The 26,209-nt window shown below is 45.2% G+C and carries 11 protein-coding genes; 1 reads left to right on the top strand and 10 read right to left on the bottom strand.

All coding sequences use genetic code 11. The features are described from left to right. Positions 1 to 200: 200 nt before the first annotated feature. The 10 genes from ACFSR5_RS17485 to ACFSR5_RS17440 form a co-directional block, all read right to left on the bottom strand. Positions 201 to 2,687 carry a sugar-binding domain-containing protein gene (locus tag ACFSR5_RS17485; RefSeq protein WP_380905760.1) on the bottom strand — a complete coding sequence of 829 codons (2,487 nt, stop codon included), beginning with the start codon at positions 2,685 to 2,687 and terminating at the stop codon, positions 201 to 203. A 96-nt stretch (positions 2,688 to 2,783) separates the two neighbouring features. Beyond that, complete coding sequence (locus tag ACFSR5_RS17480; RefSeq protein WP_380905759.1) at positions 2,784 to 4,697, bottom strand: family 43 glycosylhydrolase; 1,914 nt, start codon at positions 4,695 to 4,697, stop codon at positions 2,784 to 2,786. Between the two features lie 131 nt (positions 4,698 to 4,828). Next, complete coding sequence (locus ACFSR5_RS17475) at positions 4,829 to 5,506, bottom strand: DUF3823 domain-containing protein (protein WP_380905758.1); 678 nt, start codon at positions 5,504 to 5,506, stop codon at positions 4,829 to 4,831. Between the two features lie 12 nt (positions 5,507 to 5,518). After that, positions 5,519 to 7,366 (bottom strand): RagB/SusD family nutrient uptake outer membrane protein, encoded by a 1,848-nt coding sequence (locus ACFSR5_RS17470; protein WP_380905757.1) that lies wholly within the window; start codon positions 7,364 to 7,366, stop codon positions 5,519 to 5,521. 1 nt (position 7,367) lies between these two features. Then, on the bottom strand, positions 7,368 to 10,496 hold the full coding sequence (locus ACFSR5_RS17465; protein WP_380905756.1) for a SusC/RagA family TonB-linked outer membrane protein: 3,129 nt from the start codon (positions 10,494 to 10,496) through the stop codon (positions 7,368 to 7,370). Between the two features lie 790 nt (positions 10,497 to 11,286). Beyond that, on the bottom strand, positions 11,287 to 15,306 hold the full coding sequence (locus ACFSR5_RS17460; RefSeq protein ID WP_380905755.1) for a two-component regulator propeller domain-containing protein: 4,020 nt from the start codon (positions 15,304 to 15,306) through the stop codon (positions 11,287 to 11,289). Positions 15,307 to 15,339: 33 nt separating this feature from the next. Then, complete coding sequence (locus ACFSR5_RS17455) at positions 15,340 to 17,283, bottom strand: glycoside hydrolase family 97 protein (RefSeq protein ID WP_380905754.1); 1,944 nt, start codon at positions 17,281 to 17,283, stop codon at positions 15,340 to 15,342. 542 nt (positions 17,284 to 17,825) lie between these two features. Then, complete coding sequence (locus tag ACFSR5_RS17450; RefSeq protein ID WP_380905753.1) at positions 17,826 to 19,112, bottom strand: glycoside hydrolase family 28 protein; 1,287 nt, start codon at positions 19,110 to 19,112, stop codon at positions 17,826 to 17,828. A gap of 819 nt (positions 19,113 to 19,931) precedes the next feature. Further along, positions 19,932 to 21,611 (bottom strand): RagB/SusD family nutrient uptake outer membrane protein, encoded by a 1,680-nt coding sequence (locus ACFSR5_RS17445; RefSeq protein WP_380905752.1) that lies wholly within the window; start codon positions 21,609 to 21,611, stop codon positions 19,932 to 19,934. 18 nt (positions 21,612 to 21,629) lie between these two features. Continuing rightward, positions 21,630 to 24,713, bottom strand: a complete 3,084-nt coding sequence (locus tag ACFSR5_RS17440; RefSeq protein WP_380905751.1) for a SusC/RagA family TonB-linked outer membrane protein — start codon at positions 24,711 to 24,713, stop codon at positions 21,630 to 21,632. Positions 24,714 to 25,609: 896 nt separating this feature from the next. On the opposite strand from ACFSR5_RS17440, the gene ACFSR5_RS17435 reads away from it, so the two are divergent. Further along, positions 25,610 to 26,179 (top strand): Crp/Fnr family transcriptional regulator, encoded by a 570-nt coding sequence (locus ACFSR5_RS17435; RefSeq protein ID WP_380905750.1) that lies wholly within the window; start codon positions 25,610 to 25,612, stop codon positions 26,177 to 26,179. The last annotated feature ends 30 nt before the right edge of the window (positions 26,180 to 26,209 follow it).

The raw sequence follows: 26,209 nt of genomic DNA, 5'->3' as shown, positions 1-26,209 counted from the left end.
CATTTGATGCTCAAGCCAACTAAAATAAAATATGTAAGACGCGTGTTATCAACAATTTTTCCATCGGTGTACCCCATTCATTCCAATGCCGGGTCGACTAATTATGCTGAACGTCCACTCCTTTGCAAGTACGACGCCCCATAGTCTCAAATCAACTTACAAGCTATCGTGGGTTGAAACAATATTTCCGTTTGCCATCCTTACCGAATAAGGACCTGAGCCGTAGCCGCTTTTAACCACGGCGCGGTAAACCGGATATCGATCTTGTCGCCGGGGTTCCCAAGCGCTTGCACATATACGATCAACTTACCGTGGTATACGCGCTGCCGGTTATCGGTATAATCGCCCATATCGGCATTGTTTCCAGCTTCCATACCTAATAGACGAGCGTTTCCAGCAATCGCGCAAGTTATTTCATCCTCCGACAAAACGACCGGAACTCCCTGTTCATCCACAATTTGTACAGCAACCTGAACAACATCGTCTGGTTTAATTTCGTTACGATCAACAACAGTCGCTTCGATCGCCACTGGACGGCCGCTCGACTGGATGTGGTGGCGCGTCACTTCGTTGCCGTGGCTGTCCAAACCAATTACTTCAAGTTTGCCGGTAGTATAAGGAATATCCCAGAAGATAATACCCGTACTTGTTTCTTGTGTTTTGTCTTCTCCCACAATCTTACCATTAAGTTCCAATCGTGCCTGTGGGGAATTGGTATAGCAAACTACGCGAATTAACTGCCCTTCCGAGTAATTCCAAATCGGCCATGCATCCATCGAAGGCGCCTCATTCGTCCGCTGCCCTTGTTCAGATTCCAAAGCAGACCATACATCGGTAGCGCCTGCTCCCCCCTGTAGGGAATACGTGCCGATATACGCCATCGGTTTCTCAGCCCATAGGGCCTGACGGTAGTAACCCCGTGGTTTTACAAAGCCAGCAAAGTCCAGCAGACCCGAATAAAATCCGCGAGACGGCCAGCGCCCGGACTCGCCTAAATAATCAATCCCTGTCCATAAAAATTGACCGAAAATATGCGCGTTGTCGCGTACTGCCAACCAGGCTGGGTAGTCGTGCCTATTTTCACTTCCAAAAATCACACGCTCTGGATACCGGCGGTGATCCTCTTGATATCGGCTTTCCGTATAATTGTATCCAGCAATATCTAGAGATCCCGGATAAGCCGTTTCGTTTGACATGGCTACGCCAGCCAAGCCTGCAGTTACGGGCCTGCTTTTGTCGTGTGCTTTAACAACGGCTACCAACCGCTTCGCAATATCGCCCAAGCGCATAGCATCCGGCGCATCCTTTTTATACCCGCCATAGGATGCCTGTGTAAAACCCCCATCTTTTTTTTCGCCGCCCAAGATCGGGTGCGAGTAGGGGTCGTTGGGATAATCTACTTCATTGCCTATACTCCATGCAAAAATAGAGAGGTGATTTCGATCCCGTTTCACCATGTCCGCCAGGTCACGCTCACCCCACGCTTCAAAGAAATCAAACGAACCTTCAAAGCCGGGGGTGCCTACATTCCAGCCCTGCAACCACTTCCGCTTCGGAAATTCCCACTCGTCGAACGCCTCATCCATCACTAAGATGCCCAGTTCGTCACATAAATCATATAATGAAGAGGCCTGTGGATTATGGCTGGTTCGAATGGCATTTACGCCCAACGATTTCAACGTTAACAAGCGGCGTCTCCATACTTCAGGATATACTTCCGCCCCCAACACACCGGCATCGTGGTGTAGACATACTCCTTTTACCTTCATCCAAGTTCCGTTCAGCGCAAAGCCTTTATCGGGGTCAAACGTAAACGTACGAAATCCAGTTTTCACTTCTGATGCATCCAAAATTTTGCCTTTTTGCTCCACAGTTGTCTTTAATCTGTACTGAGTCGGCTCGTGGAGGTTCCATAGCTTGGGATTGGAAACTGCAAGCTGCAGTTGTACCGATGCAGATTTACTAGGGGCGACGGTGATTTTCTGCGTTTTCTTAGCCACTACCTTTCCTGTGTAATCAACTAATTCTTGGTTTACGGCAACAGATTCGGCGACAGCTGCACTGCTTTGTACCGTCACTTCCGTATGTAATATGCCCTTCCCTTTTTGCACTTCTGGATAAGCGTATACACCCCATTGAGCCAAGTGAACAGAATTCGCTTTCACGATCCATACATCGCGGTAAATGCCCGAACCTGTGTACCAGCGCGAATCCGCATTTTGGCTATGGTCTACCTTGACGGCAATGGTATTTTCTTTCCCATATTGAATATGGGGTGTAATGTCATACGAAAAGGAAATGTAGCCATTTGGACGTGTTCCAACGGATTGACCGTTGATAAACACTTCGCTACGGTTATACACTCCTTCAAAATACAAATAGAGTTTCTTACCCTGATCTTCCTCCGGCACCAGCAGTTGTTTTTGATACCAGCCTATGCCCCCAGGAAGATAGCCGGTGGCACTGGCCAAACTCGGGCTCAATGGAGATTTCACGCTCCAGTCGTGCGGAAGTTGTACCCTTCGCCAACTGCGGTCGTTCTGGTCTTTTTTTAGTTGGCCTTCGGTATCCCCTTTGTGGAAACGCCAATCCTTATTCAGCTTTTCAGCTTCTCCAAACCCTGGTTGAGCAAACAGCTCGTTCGAACACAACAACGCTAATGCGACAATCCAGGCTATATTCTTCATCGGCTTTATCATTGTTTTAATGTTTTTTTCTGGTATTTGTTTATATTATTCATACGAGTATCAAGCGTTCGTAATTTACGCTGAACACAATCTATGCTAGTCCGTTGTCATAACAGGAACAATGCTTCCCTCGGCATCGAAATACAACCGATCCATACAAACTTCACGATTGAATCCCGCGGCGTCTCCCATATGGATACCATCGGGCTTATTGAAGCGGTGATACACAATATACCATTCATCTGTTCCCGGCACTTGTAATACTGAATTATGCCCCGTCCCGTAAATACCTTGTGTAGGATCCTTTTGCAAGATTAGGTTGTTTTCTGGGATAGTGATCGGCCCGTAAGGTGAGGAGGACGTACCGTAACGAACTCTATAGTTTTCGCTACGCGTGTCGTCTTCCGACCAAAGAAAATAATATTTGCCTTGACGGTAAATCACGTAAACCCCTTCCCGAAATGTCTTATCCGGCGTCAAGACTTTGATCGTATTTTTTTTAATCGACATCATATCTTTATTAAGCTCCGCGACAGCCAAATATCCATTCCCCCAATACAAGAAGCTTTTTCCCGATTTTGGATCATGGAACACCGCTGGGTCAATTTCCTGTCCCCTCTTTACGCCATCCGGTTTGAAGTCAATCAACGGTTTTCCCGAATCTTTAAAAGGACCTGTCGGCAAATCTGACACAGCCACGCCTATTTTTTGCGCCGCGGTGAAGTAGTAATAGTACCGATAATCGCCGTTGACTTTTTTCTCGGCAATTGTGGGCGCCCACGCGTGGCGAGGACCCCACGGAACATCTTTCTTCAAGTCTAAGATAACGCCTTCATCCTTCCATGTTTTTAAATCCGGGGACGAAAAGGTTTTAAAATAATATCCGCCCCAGCCGTCGAACCCATCACTGGTTGGGTAGATGTAATATTTTTTCGTTTTATGGGAATACAACACATCTGGATCTGCATAAAAACCGTCCAATATCGGGTTCTTTCGGAAGCTCAAGTCGACACCCTCTGGTTTACCCCACCGATCAGTCAGGGCTAATAGCTCCCGCCGTGAAAGCGGGATGACCGATCCATGGCGCGGGTGGAAATCCATCGAAACCTCATGATCGATAACGCGGAAACGATCAAGATCCACCGATTCACAGAATTGGTATTTTCCTTTTCCATACACGTCGTACATTAGTATATATTTATCCGACTGGTTCATTTTAAATACGCTGGATCCTTCCACCGCATCTTTTGTTTGCTGTTTGTAACCGGGTTGTTCCACCCAGTTTCCAGAGGTCAGGGAATCAGTAATGGCCAATTTGATACCATTTCCGTGTCCTTCCGTTTTATAGAATAAATAATACAGGCCATTCTTTTCCACGATGTCACCATCTATGCAAGACTTCCTATTTTTTGGCAAAAAAAGCACTTTCGGTTCGGATTCAAGATCAGTAAAATCTTTATTCGCATACGCATAATAAATGATATCCGGACCATTGCCGTGCTGCATAGACCAGTACACCATATATTTGCCCACAGAAGCATCAAAAATCGTCTGGGGCGCCCACACCCTCTTCAGGTCTTCATGCCCCTTATAACGCTGTTGTATATGGATGATATGGTGTTCCCAATGAATGAGATCAGTTGATGTCAAAAGCACCATCGCTCGGTTAGAATCCCAACCCTTAGACGAGGTCATATCCGTAAGTACCATATAAAATGATTTTCCATCCTCTCCGCGGAGAATATGTGGATCGCGGACACCACCTGTAGAGCTTATCGTTTTCGAATCCAACACCGGTTGATTGCTATTTAACGCGCGGTAGGTGTAGCCATCTGTGCTTATAGCAAAACATACAGCCTCGTCTTTTACAGCATTTCCTTTAAAATAAGCAAACAAATAGCCGGCGAAGTCCTTCTCGGCGGGGCCATACCGATAACCTTGTGCATAGGCCGTAACCGCCAGCTGCATGATCCATACCAAAATAAACGTGATCGCTTTATTCTTCTTCATTCGGGTTTAGTTTATAGTATATACGTATTATTTTAATAACATGCCAAAAGCACGAGATATCCTCTCGCGCTTCTGGGGTTTTATGCCTTTTTATAGAAGCGCAACATCCGGTACGCGCTCGTGTAATACTGCTATTTTAAGGCTATTTTTTGTACTTGCGTATAGATGTATTCACTCGATACAGTCGATTTAACGCCAACCCGAGCAAACACAAAGTCTAGATTTTTCAAATTATCCGGTAGCTCGCCCACTAGAGTCACCGGCTGTCCAAGTAGGATATTTGATACATTGGCGTCTACCCGCAGTTCATGCCTCACCTGATCCGTTAGAATGGATCCTCCAATATACAAACGAACCAACTCTATATTCGCCGTGGGAACAATCTTGTTGACTGTAAACTGCGCCGTGATGCTACTGCCGGAGCTTTGGCACGTTTCATTTGTAATTGTAAAATAAGGAGTTACAGGCACGTCAATAGTTGTATTGCCTTTCACCTGCACCACGATGGTATCCGTTGCCTGATGTAGCCAAGGCGAGTCGCCCATGCGCACTAATTTATACTCTCCGTCAAAAAGACTTGCCGAGAAACTACCGTCCTGATCAAAAAAAACATCAATCTTGGATCGCAACGGAAAACCGTCCTGCCATAACTCGAATTTTGGCCCGTTATTCCGAACAGCTAGAGGACTACCTTCATAGACGACCCTCCCGGTCAGCATCGATTTTGGTGCTTCATAATTATCATATTCACACCCGACCAGCAAGAGGCATACGGCTGCTACTAATAGATTTAAAATTTTCATTTTCATAACAAAAACAGGTTAATGGAATGGATTCCGAATAATTTTAGGATTCTTGTCTATGACAGACTGCTCAATCGATGCATAATAATTGGCCATGCGGAAAAACCGTGCACGCCGGAACCGCGCGGGTCTTACCCGCTCGTATATATACTTTCCGTGGTCGGGGTGTCCCGGTCTCACCACGCGGTAGGCGTACAGACCGTGAACGACACTGTTATCATCATTTTCCGAACCATCCCATACCTGATGAGCTATGCGCCATCTTTTTAAATCGAAAAAACGGTGATCCTCAAATGCTAATTCCACCCGGCGCTCATTACGCACGATATCCATTGTGATGTTGGTAATACTGTTTGCCGAAAAGCCGGCACGTTCGCGCACCATGTTCACGAAATTCCGTGCATCGGCCGCTTGTCCAAGCTCAAGTGCCGCTTCAGCAGCATTGAGATAGATTTCACCTAAACGAAACCATGGCCACCAATTCGCAGCAGAAGTCCCGCGTGTGCTGGCGGCGGGTGCATCACTAACAAATTTGCGAATATAGAAACCTGTATTACTAACATCTTGCGCATCATAAAGGGGGCCATCAAAGCCTGTCCATAACCCACCTGAACCATGCGCCTCGCCGAGCTGCGGAGCCGCTGTAAACTGATAAGATCCATTTACCCAGCTTGCAACACCTGCTTGGATACTTACTGGTCTTCCTTTAAAGGATGTCCCGGGATAAATAACCGTTCCGTAGAGCCTGCCGTCTTTGTTAGCAAAAATATCATCGATATTCGTATAGGCAATATAATTGCCAGAAGCATCTTTGTCCCGCAGTTTACCGCTCGTTCCGTCCAAATTCTCAAAACTTTCCACAAGGCTTAACGAAGGTGATATAGTTGACGATGATTCATTATCTTCCGTCATACTTTTAACAATGTTATCGTAAGCAAACCGATGAACCTTCAGGCTGGTAACGAAATCTTTAGCAAAAATCACTTCGCTTCCTGTCTTTTTATTCAACATATCGTAGAAATTCGCCCCTTTGTCCGGATTCTCATCGTACAGCTGAAACGGGCCGTTGATAATCTCTTTCGAGGCTGCCAAGGATTTAGTGTAATAGTCGGTAGCCATATTTGCGGGAATCCCAACTTCCCCACCTGCGGTTGTAATTGGTGAAGCCATTTGATTGTTGTATTTTGCCAGAGAAGCGGCGTAAAGCATGGCGCGGCTTTCCAGCGCTAGTGCGGTATATTTATTCGCGCGTGTTTCGCTCCCGTTATTCACCGCAAGGTCCTCTTTAATAGCTTCCAGTTCGTCAAAGATAAAGTCATATACTTCGTGTTCCTTTGCGCGGGGAACCTGTAGTGGCGTAGGATCTCCACTGAAGTCATAAATCAGCTGCGTGGTGACGATCGGTACCCCACCCATACGCTTTACTAGTTCGAAATACACAAAAGCGCGCACAAAGCGGATCTCGGCGATATATTGCTTGCGCTGCGCGTCTGTTAATTCAGAACTGAGTTTTTCTATATTCTCCAGCGAAAGGTTAATGTCGCGAATAAAACCATAATCCCAGTAGCGGCCGTAGTCGTCGCCAAACTGAAAGTCGTTTCGCCAGTTCTGGTCGCGGTGCCCGGACCACATTGCGTCGTCCAATTCGGTCATACCGCCGGTATTAAAAACCCCATGTAAGGTCGGCAATCGATCGTAAAAATTAGCCAACAACGAGTTTAGCATTTTAGGATCATTCCAAAGCTGTTCGTCTGTTATCAAATTTTTCGGGTCCCTGTCAAACCAATCTTCGTGGCTGCAGCCCGCCGTTGTCAACATTGACAATGACGCTATGCCTATATAAAAATATTTTTTAAGCGATCTCATGTTAAAAAGTCATATTAAATCCAACCATAAATACCCTTTGTTGCGGATACACTACCGCCGCTCTTGCCTCGATCTCCGGATCAATCTGAAAATCCTTGACATTATCAAACGAAAACAGATTCGACGCGTTGATATAAAATCTTACTTTCTCCGCTTTTACCTTTTCAATGATACTTTTTGGCAAGTTGTATCCAACCTCCAGATTGCGTACACGCAGGTACCGCACATTCGTCAGCCAGAAATCACTGTTCCTACTGTTAGGGCCGGTATTCCCATTACGGATAGCTGGATAACGTCCCGGAACCCACTCGCTATTCGGATCGTAGGGATCCTTCCGGTGCCAACGGTCTTCTAGCAAATAAGCCGGCGAATTACCTCCTCCATGGAATGCATTGCGCAGCTCATAGTCCTGAAACCAGGATTGCACCGCCCCTCCTGCTAGATCGATATTTAGATTTATCCCTTTCCAGTCCAAACCTACACGGCCGCCAAAGCTCATCATTGGCGCCCACCCCGTTGGATAACCGATCGGACGCTCGTCCATGCCGTTTATTACACCGTCTCCATTGACGTCTTTGTAGATTAAGTCCCCCGGCAACTGCGTACGGTTGTTCTGACCATCGTTGTTAATTGGATGGTTGCGAATCTCCTCTTCCGACTGAAATTGTCCGACAACTTGATAACCCCACCAAACACCTCCCCAACGGTCTTCGATCGAACTCCGGTATTCATTCCACGAACCGCCAAACCTCGGTTTATAGGTCTCCAAGTCGCGGAATCGAGAAAACGTCATATTTCCACTGACCACGTAGTTTAATTCCCCTACTTTATCCGTATAGGTGATTATACCCTCCGCTCCGTAATATCCATTTTTTCCGAGATTCTCATTTGGTAACTCATAGCCTATTTCCGCAGGCAAGAGCACATCGTAGCGTTTCCCTGGGAATCCCGTACGGATAATCTTAAAAGCGTCTGCAGTTATGGTCAACTTATTGTTTAACAATGCCGCATCAATACCGATATTATAGTTAGTGTTCTTTACCCAAGAAAGATTACGAATAGGTAGTCCTCGCGGGCGCACCCCCGGTACAAACGATCCATCCAGGACCGCATTACCGGAAGCCCAGTCGTATCCGGCTAAATAACCATGCATTCCGACACCTTCCTCCAATCCGGTCTGTCCGATGGACGCACGTATTTTAAGATCGTTAACTGTTGTTTTTATAGGCTCAAAAAATGCTTCATCGGACACTCGCCAACCGAGTGAAGCTCCAGGGAACAAGCCCCAACGTCTACCCTCATAGTATTTGAACGAACCATCGTACCGGCCCAATACTTCTAGCAGATATTTACCTCTGTAGTTATAATTGATCCGACCAATATACCCAGCTCTAGCCTCATAAGCCCATTCATCGGATAAACTATTGAGCTCATCCAGACGCAAAAGTGGAATGTAATTGTTCGAAGGGTTGGCTCCCAATACTTTAAGCGTTCTGTCCCAATCCGATCGTTCGTAGCCCAACATTCCTGAAAACGTGTGGTCTCCGATCTGCTTATTATAGTCAATTTGAAACTGTGCAAACCGTGAGACGATCTTTCTATCGGTATCGTAACGCCAACCGGCATCACTCCCTCCGGTCCTTTTATATATGTCATCCTCATATCTATACACGTCATAGGTATACTGAAACCCCTCAAACACATTATTTGTATAGTTGTAAGAAACAGTTCCCTTGGCAGAAAGACCAAAGTTGGTTTTATAGGAAGCGAATAAATTGACGTTTCCAGCCAAGTATTTGTTGTCTTTATAACCGACGATATCTCGGTCGAACAATACCGGATTATAGGGAAAGTCATGTGTATGGGATGGATACAACGGATTGTCATTTGCATACGGAGAAACGGTAGGCCGGTTTTTCATAATCGCCAGAATAGAGGAGAAATAACCATCGCCTCCCGGCAGACCTACGTCTTGCGTGCCTTCATGACGGCCTGATATCTGCGTACCCACTGTGAAGCCTTTTAACACTTCAGCTTCCATATTGGCCTGAAAATTTGTACGCTTGTAGTTGAAATCCTTGATCATAGCTTCCTGATCCATATGACCAATCGAAAGAAAATAATTTGATTTCTGCCCCCCTCCCGTGATATTGGCATTCACATACCGCTGCGGGATGTTCTTACGAATAACCATATCATAGTAGTCATAACCTTGATATCCTGGCTCAGTTCCTGCCTGCCATTTAGCGAGTTCTTCGGGGGTATAGATCACGTTCGGGTCCCGGTTCTCATTCTGCGCTGCCTCAACCAACCCTCGGGTATATTGCGCGGCATTTGCCATCGTTGGAAAGCGGGTCAGATTTTGCCATCCCTGATAGCCATTAATATTAATCTTTGCAGTCTCCCCTTTTGCACCTTTCTTCGTGGTAATCAAAACAACACCTTTGGACGCCCTAAATCCATATACCGCTGCTGCTGCATCCTTCAAAATAGAGATGCTTTCTATATCCTCCAAGTTCAGGGAGTTAAAGATATCCGCTCCAGACCCGTTTTGGGTACCGACCCAATCCGTTCCCTCTTGGCCACCGTACGCGATTCCGTCGATAACATATAATGGGGAACCCATATTCCGGATTTCGATGGCAGCGCCTCTTCCCGGACGGGCGTCTTTTGCGCGTACCGAAATCCCCTGTACCTTTCCGGCTAGCGCACCAGCTGTAGTAGTAGAAGACGAGCGGACGATATCTTCCGACTTGATGTTGCTGACAGCCCCGGTGATGTTTCGTTTGGATTGTGTACCATAGCCGACAACCACCACATCTTCAAGCGTCTGTTCACCGCGTTCCAAGACGATGGAGAGTTGTGTCTGTTCACCTATCGCGACGCGTTGCGTTTGATAGCCTATGTAGGTAATCAGCAGGTGTCCTTTGGCCCCCGCAAGCTGAAACTGTCCTTCAGCGTCTGTATTGGTAATCAGATTGGGCATCCCTTCCACAACGACGCTTGCCCCCACAATAGGTTCATTGTCCTTGTTCACGACCTGCCCTGAAATTTTACCCTGTGCGTATGTTGCCATCGGGACGACCCATAGCATAACATACATAAAAACAAATTTTAGGTTCTTCATCATGGTTAACAGTGCATAAAAATGTTCATACGTTTTATAATTTTGGTTATGCTCAATTGTAAGCACATCTCATGAACACTAACGACCAGCTTGTGAGATCCAAACCCGCTTTACTGCGTTTGTATTTGATGATGTGTTAAATCTAGGAAACTAAGAAGACGATTAGTCTTTGGTTTGCATTGGCATTACTTCTTCACCCAGATTTATAATTGAATAACAAGTCAAACTTAGTCGGTTTTAAGTAATCCAACCATACACAAATTCGTCATTTATAGTACAATTTTCGGTCAAAAATGGGGTTTAGGCTAGCTTTAGGGTTAAAACACGCTCGCCCAAAATGTCATCGACACATTCCATGCTGGCCGAGGACTTCGACTCTATGTTAAGCAAATTGGCGTACGTCAAGATTGATTTGTGCGTAGTTTAATGAACAAGATCAACTGTTAATTATATCAAAATAATGAAGATGCTAACACTACATGAAAGATTGATAAAAAAGCAATACTTTATCTTTCCGTGCATCGCACTCCGAGAGCAGATATACAAGGAATAAAAATATTTGAAATCGGCGAAAAGTATTATTTCGAAGATTTTGGCATCCGTAATAGCGTCAGAAGTACTAAAACAATATAATACAAATCCTCGGTACATCTTTCCACAAGCTTGATATATGCAATATAGGTCAACTGAGCATCCTTTATATTCTTTACGCGCTAAACAAATGGGGAGAGGTTTATGCTACACCATGTAAAGGGATAAAAAAAGCTGATTAGGTAGCCTCTACTAGAACACTTCAGCTTTCTTTATGACCTTTTTGAAAAGCCGAGGGGAGCTGTCCAAATTCCTCTTTAAAACATTGCCGGAAATAGATAGAGCTATTGATGCCCACTACGAAAGCAGCTTCAGTCACATTATGTGTCCCGGCGCGGAGTAGTTCTGCTGCTTTCTGAATACGGATCTTACGTACCAGCTGGTTGATATTTTTTCCGGTTATCCCTTTCAGCTTTCTGTACAAGGTCGATTGACTCATATGAAGCTTCTCTGCTAACTGCGCTGCGTCCAACACCTCGTCTTGCATATGTTGTTCAACAACAGCCACGAATTCCTGTACAAACCCATTTTCCCTCCAGTGATCATCGGCTGTCGCTAGGTCTTCCTCCTTGGTGGCGTGAGACACATCGACTTTAATCCTCTCTAAAATTTCTGAGTACATTGATCTCTGTTTATTTAACAGGTTGTCCACCCGTTTGAAGAGCAGTACCGCACTAACGGGCTTAGTCAGATACGAATCAACGCCTAAACTGTAACCTTGCTGTCGATCCGCGTCGGTATCCTTTGCGGTTAATAAGATCATAGGAATATGGCTAGTGGCTCGTTCCTGCTTCATTTTCTCTGCCAACTGAAAGCCGTCCATATCGGGCATCATGATATCACTGATGACCAAATCCGGTACATGTGTCCTTGCGAGCTCAAAACCGATTGTGCCATTCTCGGCCAACAGTACATCATAGTGCTTTTTTATCGTAACTCCTAAATATGTCCGCAGCTCCACATCATCTTCCACCAGCAAGATCAAAGGCCGTGCGTCCGCTTTAAGTTCGTTTTCCGGAGCATCCTTTAATGGTCCCTTATACGAGTCAAAATGCTCATTCGCCATGAACCGGAAAGAAAACGTCGATCCTTCTCCTTCTACGCTTGTTACGGTAACCTCCCCATGGTGAATAGCCGCCAGCTCTTTCACTAATGCTAAGCCGACACCAGTTCCTTGGACATTGGGCCGCCGGATCTGATAAAATTTGTCAAAAATTCGTTCCACTAAATTTACCTCTATACCACATCCCGTGTCTTCAACCTCCACCACGGCCCAGTTGATCGGCCCTTGCTGTTCATAGCGCAACCGCAAAACGATCTGTCCCTTCTCGGTATATTTATAGGCATTGGACAGCAAATTATCTACGACTAATTGCACGATTTCTGCATCGAACATGGTTCGCAGATCCGGCTCGGGAATGACAGTTAAGAACTGTAATTGCTTTTTTGTATTTAGGGTTTGATATCTATGTAAGATGTCCGTCAACATCTCACCTAGACTACCTGCGTCCAATACAAGCGGCTTATATTGCGATTCGACTTTACGAAATTCCAACAGCTGATTCACCAGGGAAAAAAGCCTATTGGCACTTCTTTGCACCGTCTGCACGAGACCGCGGTGTTCTGCAGACAGCTTTTCCTCCTGCGCCAAATCGTCTAGCGGACCAAGAATCAAAGTCAAAGGTGTGCGCAGCTCATGCGTCATATCGGTGTAGAAGTTCATCCGCTCGGCGTGTAGCTGCTCGTCCTGCGCAAGTTGCCGTTCTTTGAGTTGTAATTCAGCCTCGGCTTTCAATCTCTTGTTATAAAAATAAATCAACACAAACAAGATACATCCAACAATCACCGTATATATTATCTTTGCTGGTACGCTCCAGTAAAACGGAGGCGCGATATTAATCAGCAAACGTTCATGTGCTGAGGACCAAGCCCCGTTTTTCATGCGTGTGCGGATGAGCAGTTTATGTTTACCATATGGAATATTGCGAAAGTCAAGATTCGTCTCACTTCCCAAAAAGATCCAATCGTCGGTTAACCCCTGCAACATATAGCTAAATTCGACAAGCCCTTCCAATGCGAAGTCCATAACGGCCAATTCTACACGAAAGCTATTTTCTTCGGGGTCTAGGGCAATTACGTTTTCAGACGACGGATATTTATCCACCGGCGTATTGGATTCGCCCGAGCGAAATACCGTAAATCGGCTGATGCGTATAGGTGATACAGGTAATTTCAAGGGTATCTCACGCGGATCGAAGTAGCAAACGCCCTCCTGCATCCCAAAGAATAAACGTCCCCGACTATCTTGTCCTACACTCCCATTAATAAAGCCGCCCAGAGGCATGCCGAATGATTGATCGTATTGAAGAAACCGTTTTTCTGTGGGCACATACCGCAGTAGCCCCGACTTTGTAGACGACCAAATGTGTCCTAGCTTATCTTCTGTCAATGCATTGACAAACAACCAAGCATCTTCGCCCGATGGCATCAATATTTCCAAGTTTCCTATAGCCATTTGTGCGTCCTGCCGTGCAATCCCTTCATTAGTCGCCACCCAAATATGACCATTTCGGTCTTTCAGTAAGTGATTGATTGTATTGCTGCGTAGACCGCTGCTCACATCCATTTTTCGTAGCAATCTGCGATCTGGTCCATATACATACAATCCTTGTCCATAGGTCCCTACCCACATACGATGAGCGTTATCTTCGACAAGGGCACGCGGGGCATAGTCCCCCAACATTGGATTATTAATTGCCAACTTTTCGGTCCGGCGGTTCGCCTGATTAAAAATAAATAATCCTTGTTGGGCCGCTATCCAGATCAAACCGTTGTGATCTTCGGTAATCGCGCGTACCTCTGTCACATTCTCGCCCAAGTCTATCTCCCGAGGTTCCGTTTCCTCGGGACGTTTCACCGCTATCCCGCCTTTCCTTAGACCATACCAATATTGACCTCGGCTGTCCTTAAACGCGGACAGTATATAATCATCTAGCCCCCCTTTAGCTCGGGATAGTTGTTGCCTTAAACGGCCTTCTTTATCCATTAAGATTAACCCCGAACCTTCTGTTGCCAACCACATCGAGTAGTCCGAATCTGGAACAATAGCACTTACCGTAGCTATCTGATACGACGCTTCTCCAGGTTCCTTTGCGGATGGGAATACATTGAAAAAAGGTTTCAGATGACTGACAAAGCCGACACCTCCGCCGTATAGAGCGAGCCAGACATTTCCAAAGCGATCGGACGCAATATGCTGTACTGACGCATTGTTTCCTCGGCGGAGATCCATTACGACTGATTGAGTAACGCCATCCACCCACGTATCTGGGCCATAAATGGGCTGCAAAATAAAGACTTGTGAAGACTCGCTCCCGACCCATAACGCGCCATTTATCTCTTTAATGGTATAGACGAACGGTTCATTTTGGTGTTTAGAAAATTCGCGCAAAGGAATACGTCGTATCTTCCCCCGGGCGTGGTTATAAACTGCCAGCCCTCTACGCGTCCCGATCCAGATATTATTGTGCCGATCGCAGAACAATGCTTTCACTTCGTTATCTGGAAGCTCTCCGTTGGTCGTCTCCGTTGTTAGACGCCTTACTTGTTGGAAGTCCGGATCGATTATCGAAAGGCCCTGGTTGACATGCCCTACGTAGAGCATCCGGTTTTCATCTTCCGCGAGCGCCCAGATGCTGTTTTCGGGAAGCGCTGGAAAATTCCGACGGTTCCAGTGTTTAAATTGTTTTTTTGTGGAGTCAAACCGCTGTATACCCTGATGGTATGTTGCCAAGTAGAGACTACCGTCTCTTCTTTTGATCATATCCGTGATATCGTTCGTTGCTATCGATGTGGAGTCAGACGGATCATGCAAAAAATAAGAAAAACGATTAGTGCGGCGATCGAGTATATTTAATCCGTTAGATCGCGTCCCTATGTACAACTTGTTATCATCATACAATAAGGTGTTGATCTCGTTGCTATTGACCGAACTACCATCCTGCTTTTCCGACTTATAGTATGATTTAAAAACGCTTCCAGAAAACCGATTCAGCCCCAGCTCAGTTGCCATCCAAACAAAACCATCGTCATCTTGAACGATATCCAAAACCTGTTGATTGGAAAGCCCCTCTTGCACAGAAAAAAAATGCACGGCCCCCGGTTGTGCCCACAAGAGGCTCAACGACCATCCGAGTAATATGCTCACCAAAATTCCCCGCATCACCATTCCATAAATCAAAAGAAATTATCTCCTCTAATGCCCGACCAATAATACGCCTCCACCCGCCTGCAAAGTCAATTTTACTATTTTCGATTTTGTTAGCTTCACGCTCCGTTGTTTCGGTTCCCGCGCTTGGTTATCCTCAAGCAGTTGTAAGGTTTGTCCGGAAAGCATGGGTAAATATACAGAAATAGTCTTTTCCTTTTCTTCGGCATTGACGCCTGCGATATACCACGTATCATTTTTCCTACGCGCCAGCACCACAAACCTGCCGGGATATCCATCGATAAATATAGTTTCGTCCCAGGTCGTTGGCACCTGTTTCATAAAGTCTATGACATGCTCAGGCATCTCCTCAAGGTTATTGGGCGTTATCCCAAAATTTTGCACAGGGGTTTGAAACAAGACCGACGTTGCCAACTGGAACGTTTCGGTTGTTTTCCGCGTAGTTCCACCACTATTCTCCCGGTTATGGCGTTTGTTCAACAATACCGGACCAAAGTCCATCGAGGCCACCGCGTTACGTATAAAAGGGTGCAACGTGGCATTGAATGCTTCGGTATCGTTCGCGTGTTGGGTAAAGATTAAATTTTCCGACGCAAGTACGGCCTCGCTCCCAACGAAATTTGGGTACATACGTTCCCACCCACGGGGCAAGGTACATCCGTGGAAGATCACGGTAAGGCCAAAGTCGTTCGCATCCGAGAGGATGTCTTCATACAACTGAAGCGTTTCTTGTTTGTCGCCACCGAAGAAATCGACCTTAATTCCTTTTATCCCTATACGCTGCATCCAGGCCATCTCCTGTTTACGAGCTACAGCTGTATTCATTTTATTTTTAGGTGTTTGCGGAGCATCATTCCAGAAGCCATTCGAATTATACCAGAGGCATATCCCAACACCCTTTCCCTTTCCATAAGCCACCAGCTCCTCGATTTTATCCCGACCGATACGTGCGTCCCACCAGTTGTCCACCAGCACGAATTCATATCCCAAAGAAGCGGATAAATCCACGAATTTCTTTTGATCCTCAAACTTAATACTGCCGTCCTGCCATTCCAGCCAACTCCAGGTCGCCCGCCCGAAGCTGTATTCTTTGGACGCTTTATACTGTGGTTCGACTACGTCAAAAGGAATCGTTGTCTCTACGATCGGCTTGAGGTTGCTACCGACCGTTAGCGTTCGCCAAGGCGTATATCCCGGCAATGGGATTGTCGGATTCGCAGAGGCGATACCGTTATTTTCCCCTGGTTCCGGAAAAGCAATGGAAAAAAGCCCATCCTCACTACCCTCGCTTAGCTTCGATGCACAGTATGCACCGTTCACTCCCGTCTCGGACACCAATACCCATCCCTTGTCGCCTACACGAAAGAGCGCAGGGAACGTATAACCTACACCATATTTTGACGGTATACCTAAAGGTTGATCCACCTGATACTCTTCTTCGTAACTTGGCTTAGTTTTCATCCAACCGATCATGGGCGATGCCTGCGGCGTTAAGAATGTCTTCGTAACAGGCGGAAATTTAAAGCCGCTATGTTCTCTTTCAATGGAAAAGTTCGCCGGCTCACCCACTTGCGGTACATGGTAGCGAAAGGCGATATTGTTGTTGCTAACGCGAAAGATAACCTCGAGATGTTGCTTAGCATCGTTCTCTAATCGTCCGCGCCACTCGTTCGCCTTATAGTGCACTTGTCTTTGCTTGATTTTCGGTTCTTGGTAACGGGTTTCTATCGATGTCGTTTTTTGCTCTATTAAACGCAAGCGCTCTGCCAAGTTGAGGCTCTTCCCTTGCAACCCAAGTGGAGACTTTTCCAACATCTCATTGCCGTTAAGTTCAACAGCATAGAACAGACGACCTTCTGTTAGTGTCAGCTTCACGTGGAGTTTGCCGTCAGGACTAGTAACTGAATACTCTTGGGCAAAGGCAGCTGGTAAAACAGCTAATAGAAAACAGGTAAAAAATAATTGTCTCATGATACTAGGTCTCAATTCATTAAAACATAAGAACATACGCGCGCGTGCCGATTTGTTCAAATATTGGTCGCTTATAAGAGTAAAGATAGCGATTTTGCTAAATAAATGTAAGAAAAACATTTATTCAATAGCTAATTTTTCCTCCGTTCACCGCTTAAATAGTTAGAAATAACACTTAACCCAGTGTATATAGATGCTACTTTCTTTATTGTTCGTCATGAAACTTTACAGATTTAATCGATGTAAAGATGATAGCTAATCGAAGTCAAATAAACAACAATAATTATATTATAATGTGTTTTTTACGACTAAATTAAACGAAAACAATATTTTCACCCAAAAATCATACTATAATGTGATTAATTGATATTTACCTAATAAGACCTGTTTACAATCCTATTCTGTTTCGTCTTTAAAACAGTCTTTAAATATGTTTACCGAGCTTTCCTTTGATTATGGTTATCGGAATTAACGTAAACCAAAACCACTAAAATTTCCAAAAAAATTACAGAACAGCACAGCCTTCATAAATTCAATAACGTTTATTTAACTGCGGAGGGAATCTTTACTTCCTCACCGATCACAACATCATTAAGTACTATGTTCTCGGTGTGTCGGAAACTGACTGCAGTCTTGCAGGAATCAATCTGAACATGCTCGAAGTGTACGTTTCTTACTTTTTTTGTGGGATATCCTTGAATGACCAACCCGGCGTTGCTCGCGAATCGGCAGGTCAATCCGTCCACATAAATATCGTAAATATCGGTCTCAAAACCCTTTCCCTCCCCATGATAGTACGACGTAATAAACAAGGCATCTTCGACATCCTGAAAAGCGACCTTGTTTACATAAACATCACGTATAAATCCACCGCGGTCAGGGTTTGACTTGAGATAAATCCCGCGCTTACAGAATCCCGAAGCTGTACAGTTCTCTACAAACACATTTTGAACGCCTGCCGACATCTCACTGCCAATCACCACGCCATGCAATCCTTTAAACCGACAATTACGAATCACAATATTTTCGGACGACATTGCTGTCTGCCGTCCTTCGTGGTCACGCCCTGCTTTTATTGCCACATTGTCGTCCGCATTATTGAACTCAATATCTTCAATCAACACATTTTTGCAATACTCTGGATCAAATCCATCGTTATTCTTGTTGAAGGCGTTAAATTTCACCTTACGTGCGGTGATATTCTCGGATTTTAAGAAATGTACGCACCAAAATGGGGAATTAGTAATAGTCACCTGCTCGATCAAAATATTCTCACATTCGAAAAACTGAATGAGCTGTGGACGCAGATAATGCCCTTTACCAAATAGTCGCTTTTTGACGGGCACATCGGTATGGTTCATTTGCCGACTCAACTGTTGACTCGGTTTTTGTCGATCATACCATCTACTAAAGCCTTCTTTCCCGTTGCCGTCTATCGTCCCTTCACCCGTGATGACCACATTTTTTACTTGATAAGCATAAATCAACGGGCTGTAGTTGTACAAGAGCGTACCTTCCCAACTTGTCGGTACCACTGGAAGATAATCGGCTGCATCTGTACCAAAAACGAGCTTAGCTCCCTTTTGTATGTCTAACGTCGTATTATCAACCAAATGAATCGGTCCATTTATCAGATAGACTCCTGGAGGGACAACAATTCGTCCTCCATTTTGCGTTTTACAAGCACTTAGTATTTTGTCGAAGATGGGCTTATTATCATACAAGGAGTCGCCCTTACCACCAAAATCTGTCAAAAGAAGTTTATTCGTGGACAACGACGGAGGTTGTATCTGGAGCAAAATTTGGCCGATCCTTTCGTTTTGTGTCATATTCTTTGTCGATCTACAGCTACTAAATAGAAATGCAATCAGAATAAAGATGCCTAAGTGGATAGCTTTCCTATCAATTATTAAATTCATAAACTTTAAAAAGTTTTTAGGTACATTTTTTTCTAAATTCTCCTTGTTTAAGGCCCCCACGACCCTAGGACATACTCCATTCTGTTCATATATTTTCCCTTTGGTTTCAGCTAGCCAATTTTTTATCTCTCGATATGGTGGCTGTTGCGCTCCTCGAAATCAATCAGATTAGCATAGTCACTTTTTCCAATGATTCGGAACCTTTGGATTGCTGAAATATAGCAAATTGGTCGAATCTTTTAAATGTTCATCCTTGCTAGATATTAATGAAGTATTTATCCGCAATTTGCAAATTTGTTCATCTAAACACGAATACTTCACCTCGATCTTTTTTCCTCCTTGAAAAACTCAGATGGAATACTTGTCTTTATCCTTTTTCAGCAGGTCTTTTACAAAAGCTGGCCCACTCTATCAACTATAGAAGAATGCCCACCGGCATCTTACCGCCGCCCTTCATGGGCATTCCCACCGATTTAACAACTCAAGACAATATTAGACTTTGGTTCTGATATCTCTAAGGTTCTCAAAACCACATATCGATCAGTTCACTTTCTTTCCATCTTATTAGCACTTGCCTAAACCGCTAACATGCCCTCCCCTTCGATACTCGACACTGGAGCGCTTAATCCAAGCTCCTTAGAGGGGTCGGCTTTAGTACTTATAGCCGAACCCCCTTGAGTATATTCCTTTATACAGCGTTTTTTGTTCCTGAACGACCATTCGTGCCACTCAATATCCATCATTTTGCTCAATATTCGCTTCGTTAATGTCGATGGCCGTCTGTGGAATCGGACGGTAAATTTTATCCGAGCCATCGAGTCCGCGAAATGCATTATCTACACCTACTTGTTTGATGTCGTAGTTGTACCGACCGCAAAATTCCTTTAGTTTTCCGGTTCTACGCAGCTCCGGCCAACGTAAGTACTCCCCGATGAATTCTTTAGCACTTTCAATCAGATAAGCATCCAACGCCGCACTTTGGTTTGCTGCCGTGGCGATTCCTTGCAAGGGTTTGAGCGCACCGTTATCTTTCGCATTACCTGGTCTGGCGAGTACTTTATCTACATAGTTCGCTGCTGATCCAAAATCGTTCAATCCGATACAGGCTTCTGCGTACAGGAAGTAACTTTCTGCTTTGCGTGCCAACACGATATCCCGGACACTGGCCTGGGTGTCAAAAACTTCGCGAGTACTTGGACTGTCGAACTTTTTAATCACCGGAGTGCTCATGTCGATCTGATACGCTTTCCGGTATGCTTCTTCGTCCAAGCGGAATGGGTAATATCTGAAATTGCTGGCTATCTGATGTTCTTTTCCCGCGACCCAAGCCAACGAATCTGCTTTGGTATACTCACGCCCCCACACCCGTGGGTAGTATGCGCGAATCGGAATCTGCGTCTTATCTTTGGTATTATCGTAATAATCAAAATATTGATCATAAATGGTCAACATAAAGGTGGCTTCGTACCGAGCGTCATTTTCGGTGTAGTAGTTATGAAAGCTCCATGAAGGAATAAAAGCCGAGGTCATATATTTATGATTGAGTTCTGCTCCCCCTAGATAAGGGCCAAACAGCGATTGTTGATTGTTCCCCCCTCCAGTACTTGGGATAGACTCGACATCGTATTGAACTGCGAACAACACCTCATCATTCATTTCATTTGTTGGCGACCATAGCTCTTCGTATGGAATGCTAATCGTATATCCATTAATCGCGGCCGTAGCATATGTTTTTGCTTTCTCGAAATCCGCATTATTTTTCAGGTCCCATGCACGCGTCAAATATACTTTGGCCAGATAATGATTAGCCGCTTCCTTATTTACCCGAGACTTATCTTCACCTAAATCCGGAAGCGCTGTTTCCATTTCTTTAATGACAAAATCATATGATTCCGCCAACGTGGCGCGCGGCAGATTCAACCGGTTCCCCTCTAAGGTCGGCTCGTTATTAATCACAATGCCTCCAAATTGTTCGATCAGTAGGAAATGGTAGAATGCGCGCAAGAACCTTAATTCAGCGAGCCAGGTTTTCTTTTTTTCCTCCGTCGTTTCAACCAAATCGTTATAGTAGATACCGATGTTGGTAGTTTGCGTGGCATTGTAGCAATTCGTGTAAAATGTCTGCACATCGGCATTATCCGCATACAACTGTGTATATTCCATCAAAGCTCGGTTGTCGAATCCGCGGTTCATCTGGTAGGTATCCGTTCCCGCCAGTAATAGCCAAGGTGTACCTCTGAATGTGGTGCGCAACGAGCTGTAGGCCGCCGCGATGATGGTATTATATCCTGCTTCAGTACGGTAAAATTCCTCGTTTGTTGTTCCTCCGCGGTTGTCTTCGTCCAAAAACTTGGAACAGCTCGACAAGCTTAGCGTTGCCAGGAGTAAAAAATATGATAGAATTCTCATAATCAAAATAATAAAATATTAAAACCTTATGTTTACGCCCAATTGATAGGTGATGTTGCTTGGTCCGTTACCTTCCGCTAGCGCCGTTGTCGCATATTCCGGATCCCAGCCTTCATACTTGGTGAAAACTAGTGGATTGATCACGTTTGCATATATTCGGAATTGAGACATCTTCCACCTGGATATCATGTCCTGCGGCAAGCTGTACCCTAAGACGATATTCCGAAGTTTGATAAAAGAAGCATCCGTATAACGACCATTATTCCCGTAAAATGGTCCTTTGTTTTGCGGATGCGGATATTTGGCATCTTCATTTCCCTCTCCGCTCGTTCCCCATACCGCTTTCGGGCTTCCATCGTCATAAGTTTCCCATTTCGTCCAATCGTAACGTTGCACGCCTGGTGGGATGTAGTAATCGTAATTAATTTTTGGTCGTCCACGTTGGGTATTATTTGGACCAAACTCATCCAAAAATGCATCGCTTACAAACATACCTTGCCGGGTGTAAAAATTGAACGAGAAATCCCAGTTACGGAACCGTAGATTACTGGTTACACTTCCGATCCATTTCGGATCTGGAGACCCCAAGATCGTACGGTCTGCCGATGTAATTGTTCCATTGCCGTCCGTATCTGCTGCTATGGCTTGTCCCGGCTGCTGCCCATACTTCGCAGCTTCTTCTAACTGGTCCATACGCCACAATCCAACAATCCGATAATCATAGATCACGTTGATCGGCTCTCCAATAAAACGAGCTTGCCCCACGACATCTTCCTTCTTACCGTAGAGCGTTCGAATAGCATTCTTGTTGCGCGAAAACATAAAGGATGTCGTCCACTCCCAATCGTTATTTTTGATATTCGTCGTCTGCAATCCTACTTCCACGCCTCGGTTATTCACAGAACCGATATTGTCAATCATATAGTCCACACCTGATTCGATCAATAGCGTACGCTGCATTAACAATCCATCCGATAGCTTGTCATACCATTCTATATTACCGCGCACACGGTTATTGAAGAGAGCAAAATCCAGACCGATGTTAAGCTCTCGCGTTTTCTCCCAAGTCAAGTTTGGATTAATAGGCCGGCCTGATTGGAAACCAGTCACAGGAGCTCCGTTAAAGTCATACCAGACCAAGGATTCTGTCAAGGGAGCCTGCTGCGTACCGAAGGGACTTATACCGTTGTTGTTTCCAGAGTACCCCCAGCTCACACGGGCTTTAAGATCATTGATCGCCGCTATATTCATAAAATTTTCTTCCGATATACGCCAGGCAAAAGCCGCCGAAGGGAAAGCTGCCCACCGATCACGGAGTTTTGAGCTGCCATCATACCGTAACGTTCCCGTTAACAGATACCTCCCCTTGAAATCATAGTTTGCACGCGCAGCGAACGATAGCAAACTAGACTCCGCATAAGATGATCCAGAACCATCAGACACGAATGTTCCGCTATTAAGATTATACCAAGACGACGGGTAAGGTAATTGCATAGAATTGGATGCAAGATTCTCATAACGCGTCTTATAGGCACTCTGGATTAAGGACAGGTCGAGTTTGTGATCGTCACCAAAACGGTTCGTATAATTGACTACGTTGTCCCAGGTCCATTCAAGCGCTTCCTCATTATTTTGATGGGCAATATCTTGGTTCCGTTGCCCGGGAACAACGCCATAGTAACGTCCTGTACGCGTTCTATTGAAACGTGGTAAGAAGGAAGAGCGGAACGATAGGTTCTCCATGGGCCTAAACTCAACGAAAAGACTTGATAGTAGATCGTACTGGCGGACTTCTTCGGTTCCGCTCTTGATCTCATTTAGCGGATTCGGAGAACTGGTAAAGTTGCCCGCTCCCTGAATTGAAGCAGCAATACCCGGTTGAGCGATCAGGTTTCCCTGGTCATCATAAGCATACAAGATGTTAGGCATCCGTAGGATATCACGATACCCGTACTGGCTACCGAAATTATTGATCCCGTGCACAAAGTTAATGCTGGCTCCCGTACTGAACATCTCCGATATCTTATGCTCCACCGAAAGTTTTAACGTGTACCGATCTAGCTTTTCATTGATAAAGTTACCTTCCTCCTGCTGGTAGCCCACTCCAAGGTTATAATTCATTTTATCGGTGGCTCCAGCAATACCGATGTAGTGATTTTGCTGACGTCCTTGCTGGGTCCCCAAGCCGAGCCAATCTTCATATTGCTCATTATATAGCCTGGATTCTAACAAAGGGCTGTTTTGGAGCACGGTCTGCGGTGTTGGAAGGCTATATTTCCCGTTAGCAAAGGAATAGAATGCCGATGTACGGAAGTCAACCCATTCTCGACCATCCATAAAGTCAGGAATCCGTGCAAGATCGCGGATCCCATAAAATCCGTCATAGGTAACCGTGGTTCTTGTAGTACCAGGTTTCCCTGCATTCTTCGTCTTCACGATAACCACACCGTTCGAGCCCCTCGAACCGTAGATCGCTGTTGACGATGCATCTTTCAAAATATCGATTTGCTCGATATCTGCGGGGTTCAGGAAGTCGATGTTGGAAGTCGCAATCCCGTCAACAATGTATAAAGGAGAGCCAGATTGTAGCGAATTCTGTCCCCGGATCAGGATATTGAAGGATCCTCCAGGTCGCGCCGAATTGCTACTGATATCCACACCGGCTACCGACCCCTGCAAAGCAGCCATTGCAGAAGTGGTTCCCCGCGCCTGCAACTCCTTACCCTGTACGGAGCCAACGGCGCCCGTCAAGTCGGACTTTCGCACCGTACCGTAACCTACAGCAACGGCCTCTTCGAGGGCAACTTCCTCGCCGGCTTGTAAGGTAATGTTGATGCTCTCCTCTCCCGTGAGTGTTACAATTTCCGTTTTGTAACCCATCAGACTGGCCTGCAAACGCGTGGTTCCGGTCGTCGGTACGGACAGCCGGAATGACCCGTCTGTGCCTGTACTCACGCCGTTACTTCCACCCTCGATTGTCACGCTGACACCCGCCAACGGGTTGCCTGTGTTGTCTTGAACCTTCCCTTTGATTTCGCGCGTCTGCCCAATAGCAGCCATCCCGTACAAGAGAAGTACCATGAAAATAAAAAGCTGTCTCATAAGTTTTATAATTTGAATGTTAGCTTAAGCAGTATGTTTATAATGTAGGATCTCCTTCACTTTCGCGATGGCGGATCGATTAGCACCCTCAAACTAGTTAAAATATGCGTGTGAAAAGACGATTTCGCCAGAAAAAACCACGCAATCGTTGCCGAGAACGTTATCATCTTGTTCTTTTTCGCATGGATCGTTTTTTATGATTTGCTAAACGGATTGCCTTTCGGTTCTTAAAGCCGAGAGCGAGCTCACCCGTTGTCCTCTGTGGCCGGATGGCTATGATATATCTATAGGTTTGTACTTTGCTCTACCGTATCACAGGCTCCAACATTAGCTGAATTTGACCTTAATTATCACGAGAGCTTTGTTATCGCGCGCGTGTATTACCATCGGAAAAACCTTTAAAGTAGGAGATCGGCCTTCATGATATCCTGAAAGATCCAATCAACGCGATTTACGGCAAGGAGTTTTTTTACTGTTGCTCTCGGGCGTTAAACGCAGATCTGAATACGCTGGCGAAAACCGTTTTCCATGATGTACAGCCCCGGTTTAAGCCGTTGATATTAACCCTTTCATCCCCATATAAATTTTTGCACCGAGAGCGCTTTTAATTCGATTCTCCTTCTTTTTTTTCGCTTGTAATTGCTTCTTGCCACTCCACAAATAGACTTCTTGCTAACCGGGTCAAAATCGTACAAGAGACGTTGCTCGCCCATATCGCAAAGATCGAAGTCATCATACGCCGGAACGAACAGAAACTTAACATAATAACCTGCCGACGACAACATGTAAAATTTATTAGCTTTATGGCACTAACATCAGCGACAAGGGACATTTGTTGTATCGTGGCCATCCCTGAAAACTGTTTTTTGATGAAAATGTACAGCGTAATATTAACTATGAGCGAATTATTAAAAAAGCAATTTCAAGCAATCATTTCCGTATCATCGGAAGAGTTTGATTATATTTTGGGACATTTTAGTCATAAAAAGTTCAAGAAACATCAGTATTTAGTCCAAGCGGGCGATCTGGTACACTACGACTATTTTGTCCTGTCAGGCTGCGTCAAATCCTATTTCACTGATGAAAGTGGCAAAACGCATATTTTATTATTTGGTATACCAGACTGGTGGATTACCGATTATGAAGCCTACTACTTCCAAAAAAAAGCCACAGTAAATATCGATTGTATAGCGGAGACAGAAGTGCTGTGTCTAAGTCACATTAACCGCGAGAAACTCTGTCAAGAATTTCATGCCCTAGAACATTTTTTCAGGAAGAAAACGAATCGAAGGAACGTCGTATTACAAAACCGGATCCTTACGCTATTGAGCAGCAGCGCAAAGGAACGCTATGAGCAATTCATCGTGGACTATCCCGATTTGGTTCAGCAGCTTCCAAAGCACCTGTTGGCCTCCTATCTTGGTGTGACCCGAGAAACATTGAGCCGTCTCTATCATGCACACTAATTGATCTACCTCACGTTTTATTTGTGCGGT

Origin of the sequence: Sphingobacterium suaedae (assembly GCF_042684625.1) — a bacterium.
Classification (GTDB): Bacteria; Bacteroidota; Bacteroidia; order Sphingobacteriales; family Sphingobacteriaceae; genus Sphingobacterium; species Sphingobacterium suaedae.
The sequence above is the reverse complement of the archived record's forward strand: the minus strand, read 5'-3'. Positions and strand labels throughout refer to the sequence as shown.

Bases quoted from the DNA above. Each gene is read 5' to 3' on its own strand.
- ACFSR5_RS17485 (WP_380905760.1), bottom strand. From the start codon at position 2,687: ATGAAGAATATAGCCTGGATTGTCGCATTAGCGTTGTTGTGTTCGAAC.
- ACFSR5_RS17480 (WP_380905759.1), bottom strand. From the start codon at position 4,697: ATGAAGAAGAATAAAGCGATCACGTTTATTTTGGTATGGATCATGCAG.
- ACFSR5_RS17475 (WP_380905758.1), bottom strand. From the start codon at position 5,506: ATGAAAATGAAAATTTTAAATCTATTAGTAGCAGCCGTATGCCTCTTG.
- ACFSR5_RS17470 (WP_380905757.1), bottom strand. From the start codon at position 7,366: ATGAGATCGCTTAAAAAATATTTTTATATAGGCATAGCGTCATTGTCA.
- ACFSR5_RS17465 (WP_380905756.1), bottom strand. From the start codon at position 10,496: ATGATGAAGAACCTAAAATTTGTTTTTATGTATGTTATGCTATGGGTC.
- ACFSR5_RS17460 (WP_380905755.1), bottom strand. From the start codon at position 15,306: ATGCGGGGAATTTTGGTGAGCATATTACTCGGATGGTCGTTGAGCCTC.
- ACFSR5_RS17455 (WP_380905754.1), bottom strand. From the start codon at position 17,283: ATGAGACAATTATTTTTTACCTGTTTTCTATTAGCTGTTTTACCAGCT.
- ACFSR5_RS17450 (WP_380905753.1), bottom strand. From the start codon at position 19,112: ATGACACAAAACGAAAGGATCGGCCAAATTTTGCTCCAGATACAACCT.
- ACFSR5_RS17445 (WP_380905752.1), bottom strand. From the start codon at position 21,611: ATGAGAATTCTATCATATTTTTTACTCCTGGCAACGCTAAGCTTGTCG.
- ACFSR5_RS17440 (WP_380905751.1), bottom strand. From the start codon at position 24,713: ATGAGACAGCTTTTTATTTTCATGGTACTTCTCTTGTACGGGATGGCT.
- ACFSR5_RS17435 (WP_380905750.1), top strand. From the start codon at position 25,610: ATGAGCGAATTATTAAAAAAGCAATTTCAAGCAATCATTTCCGTATCA.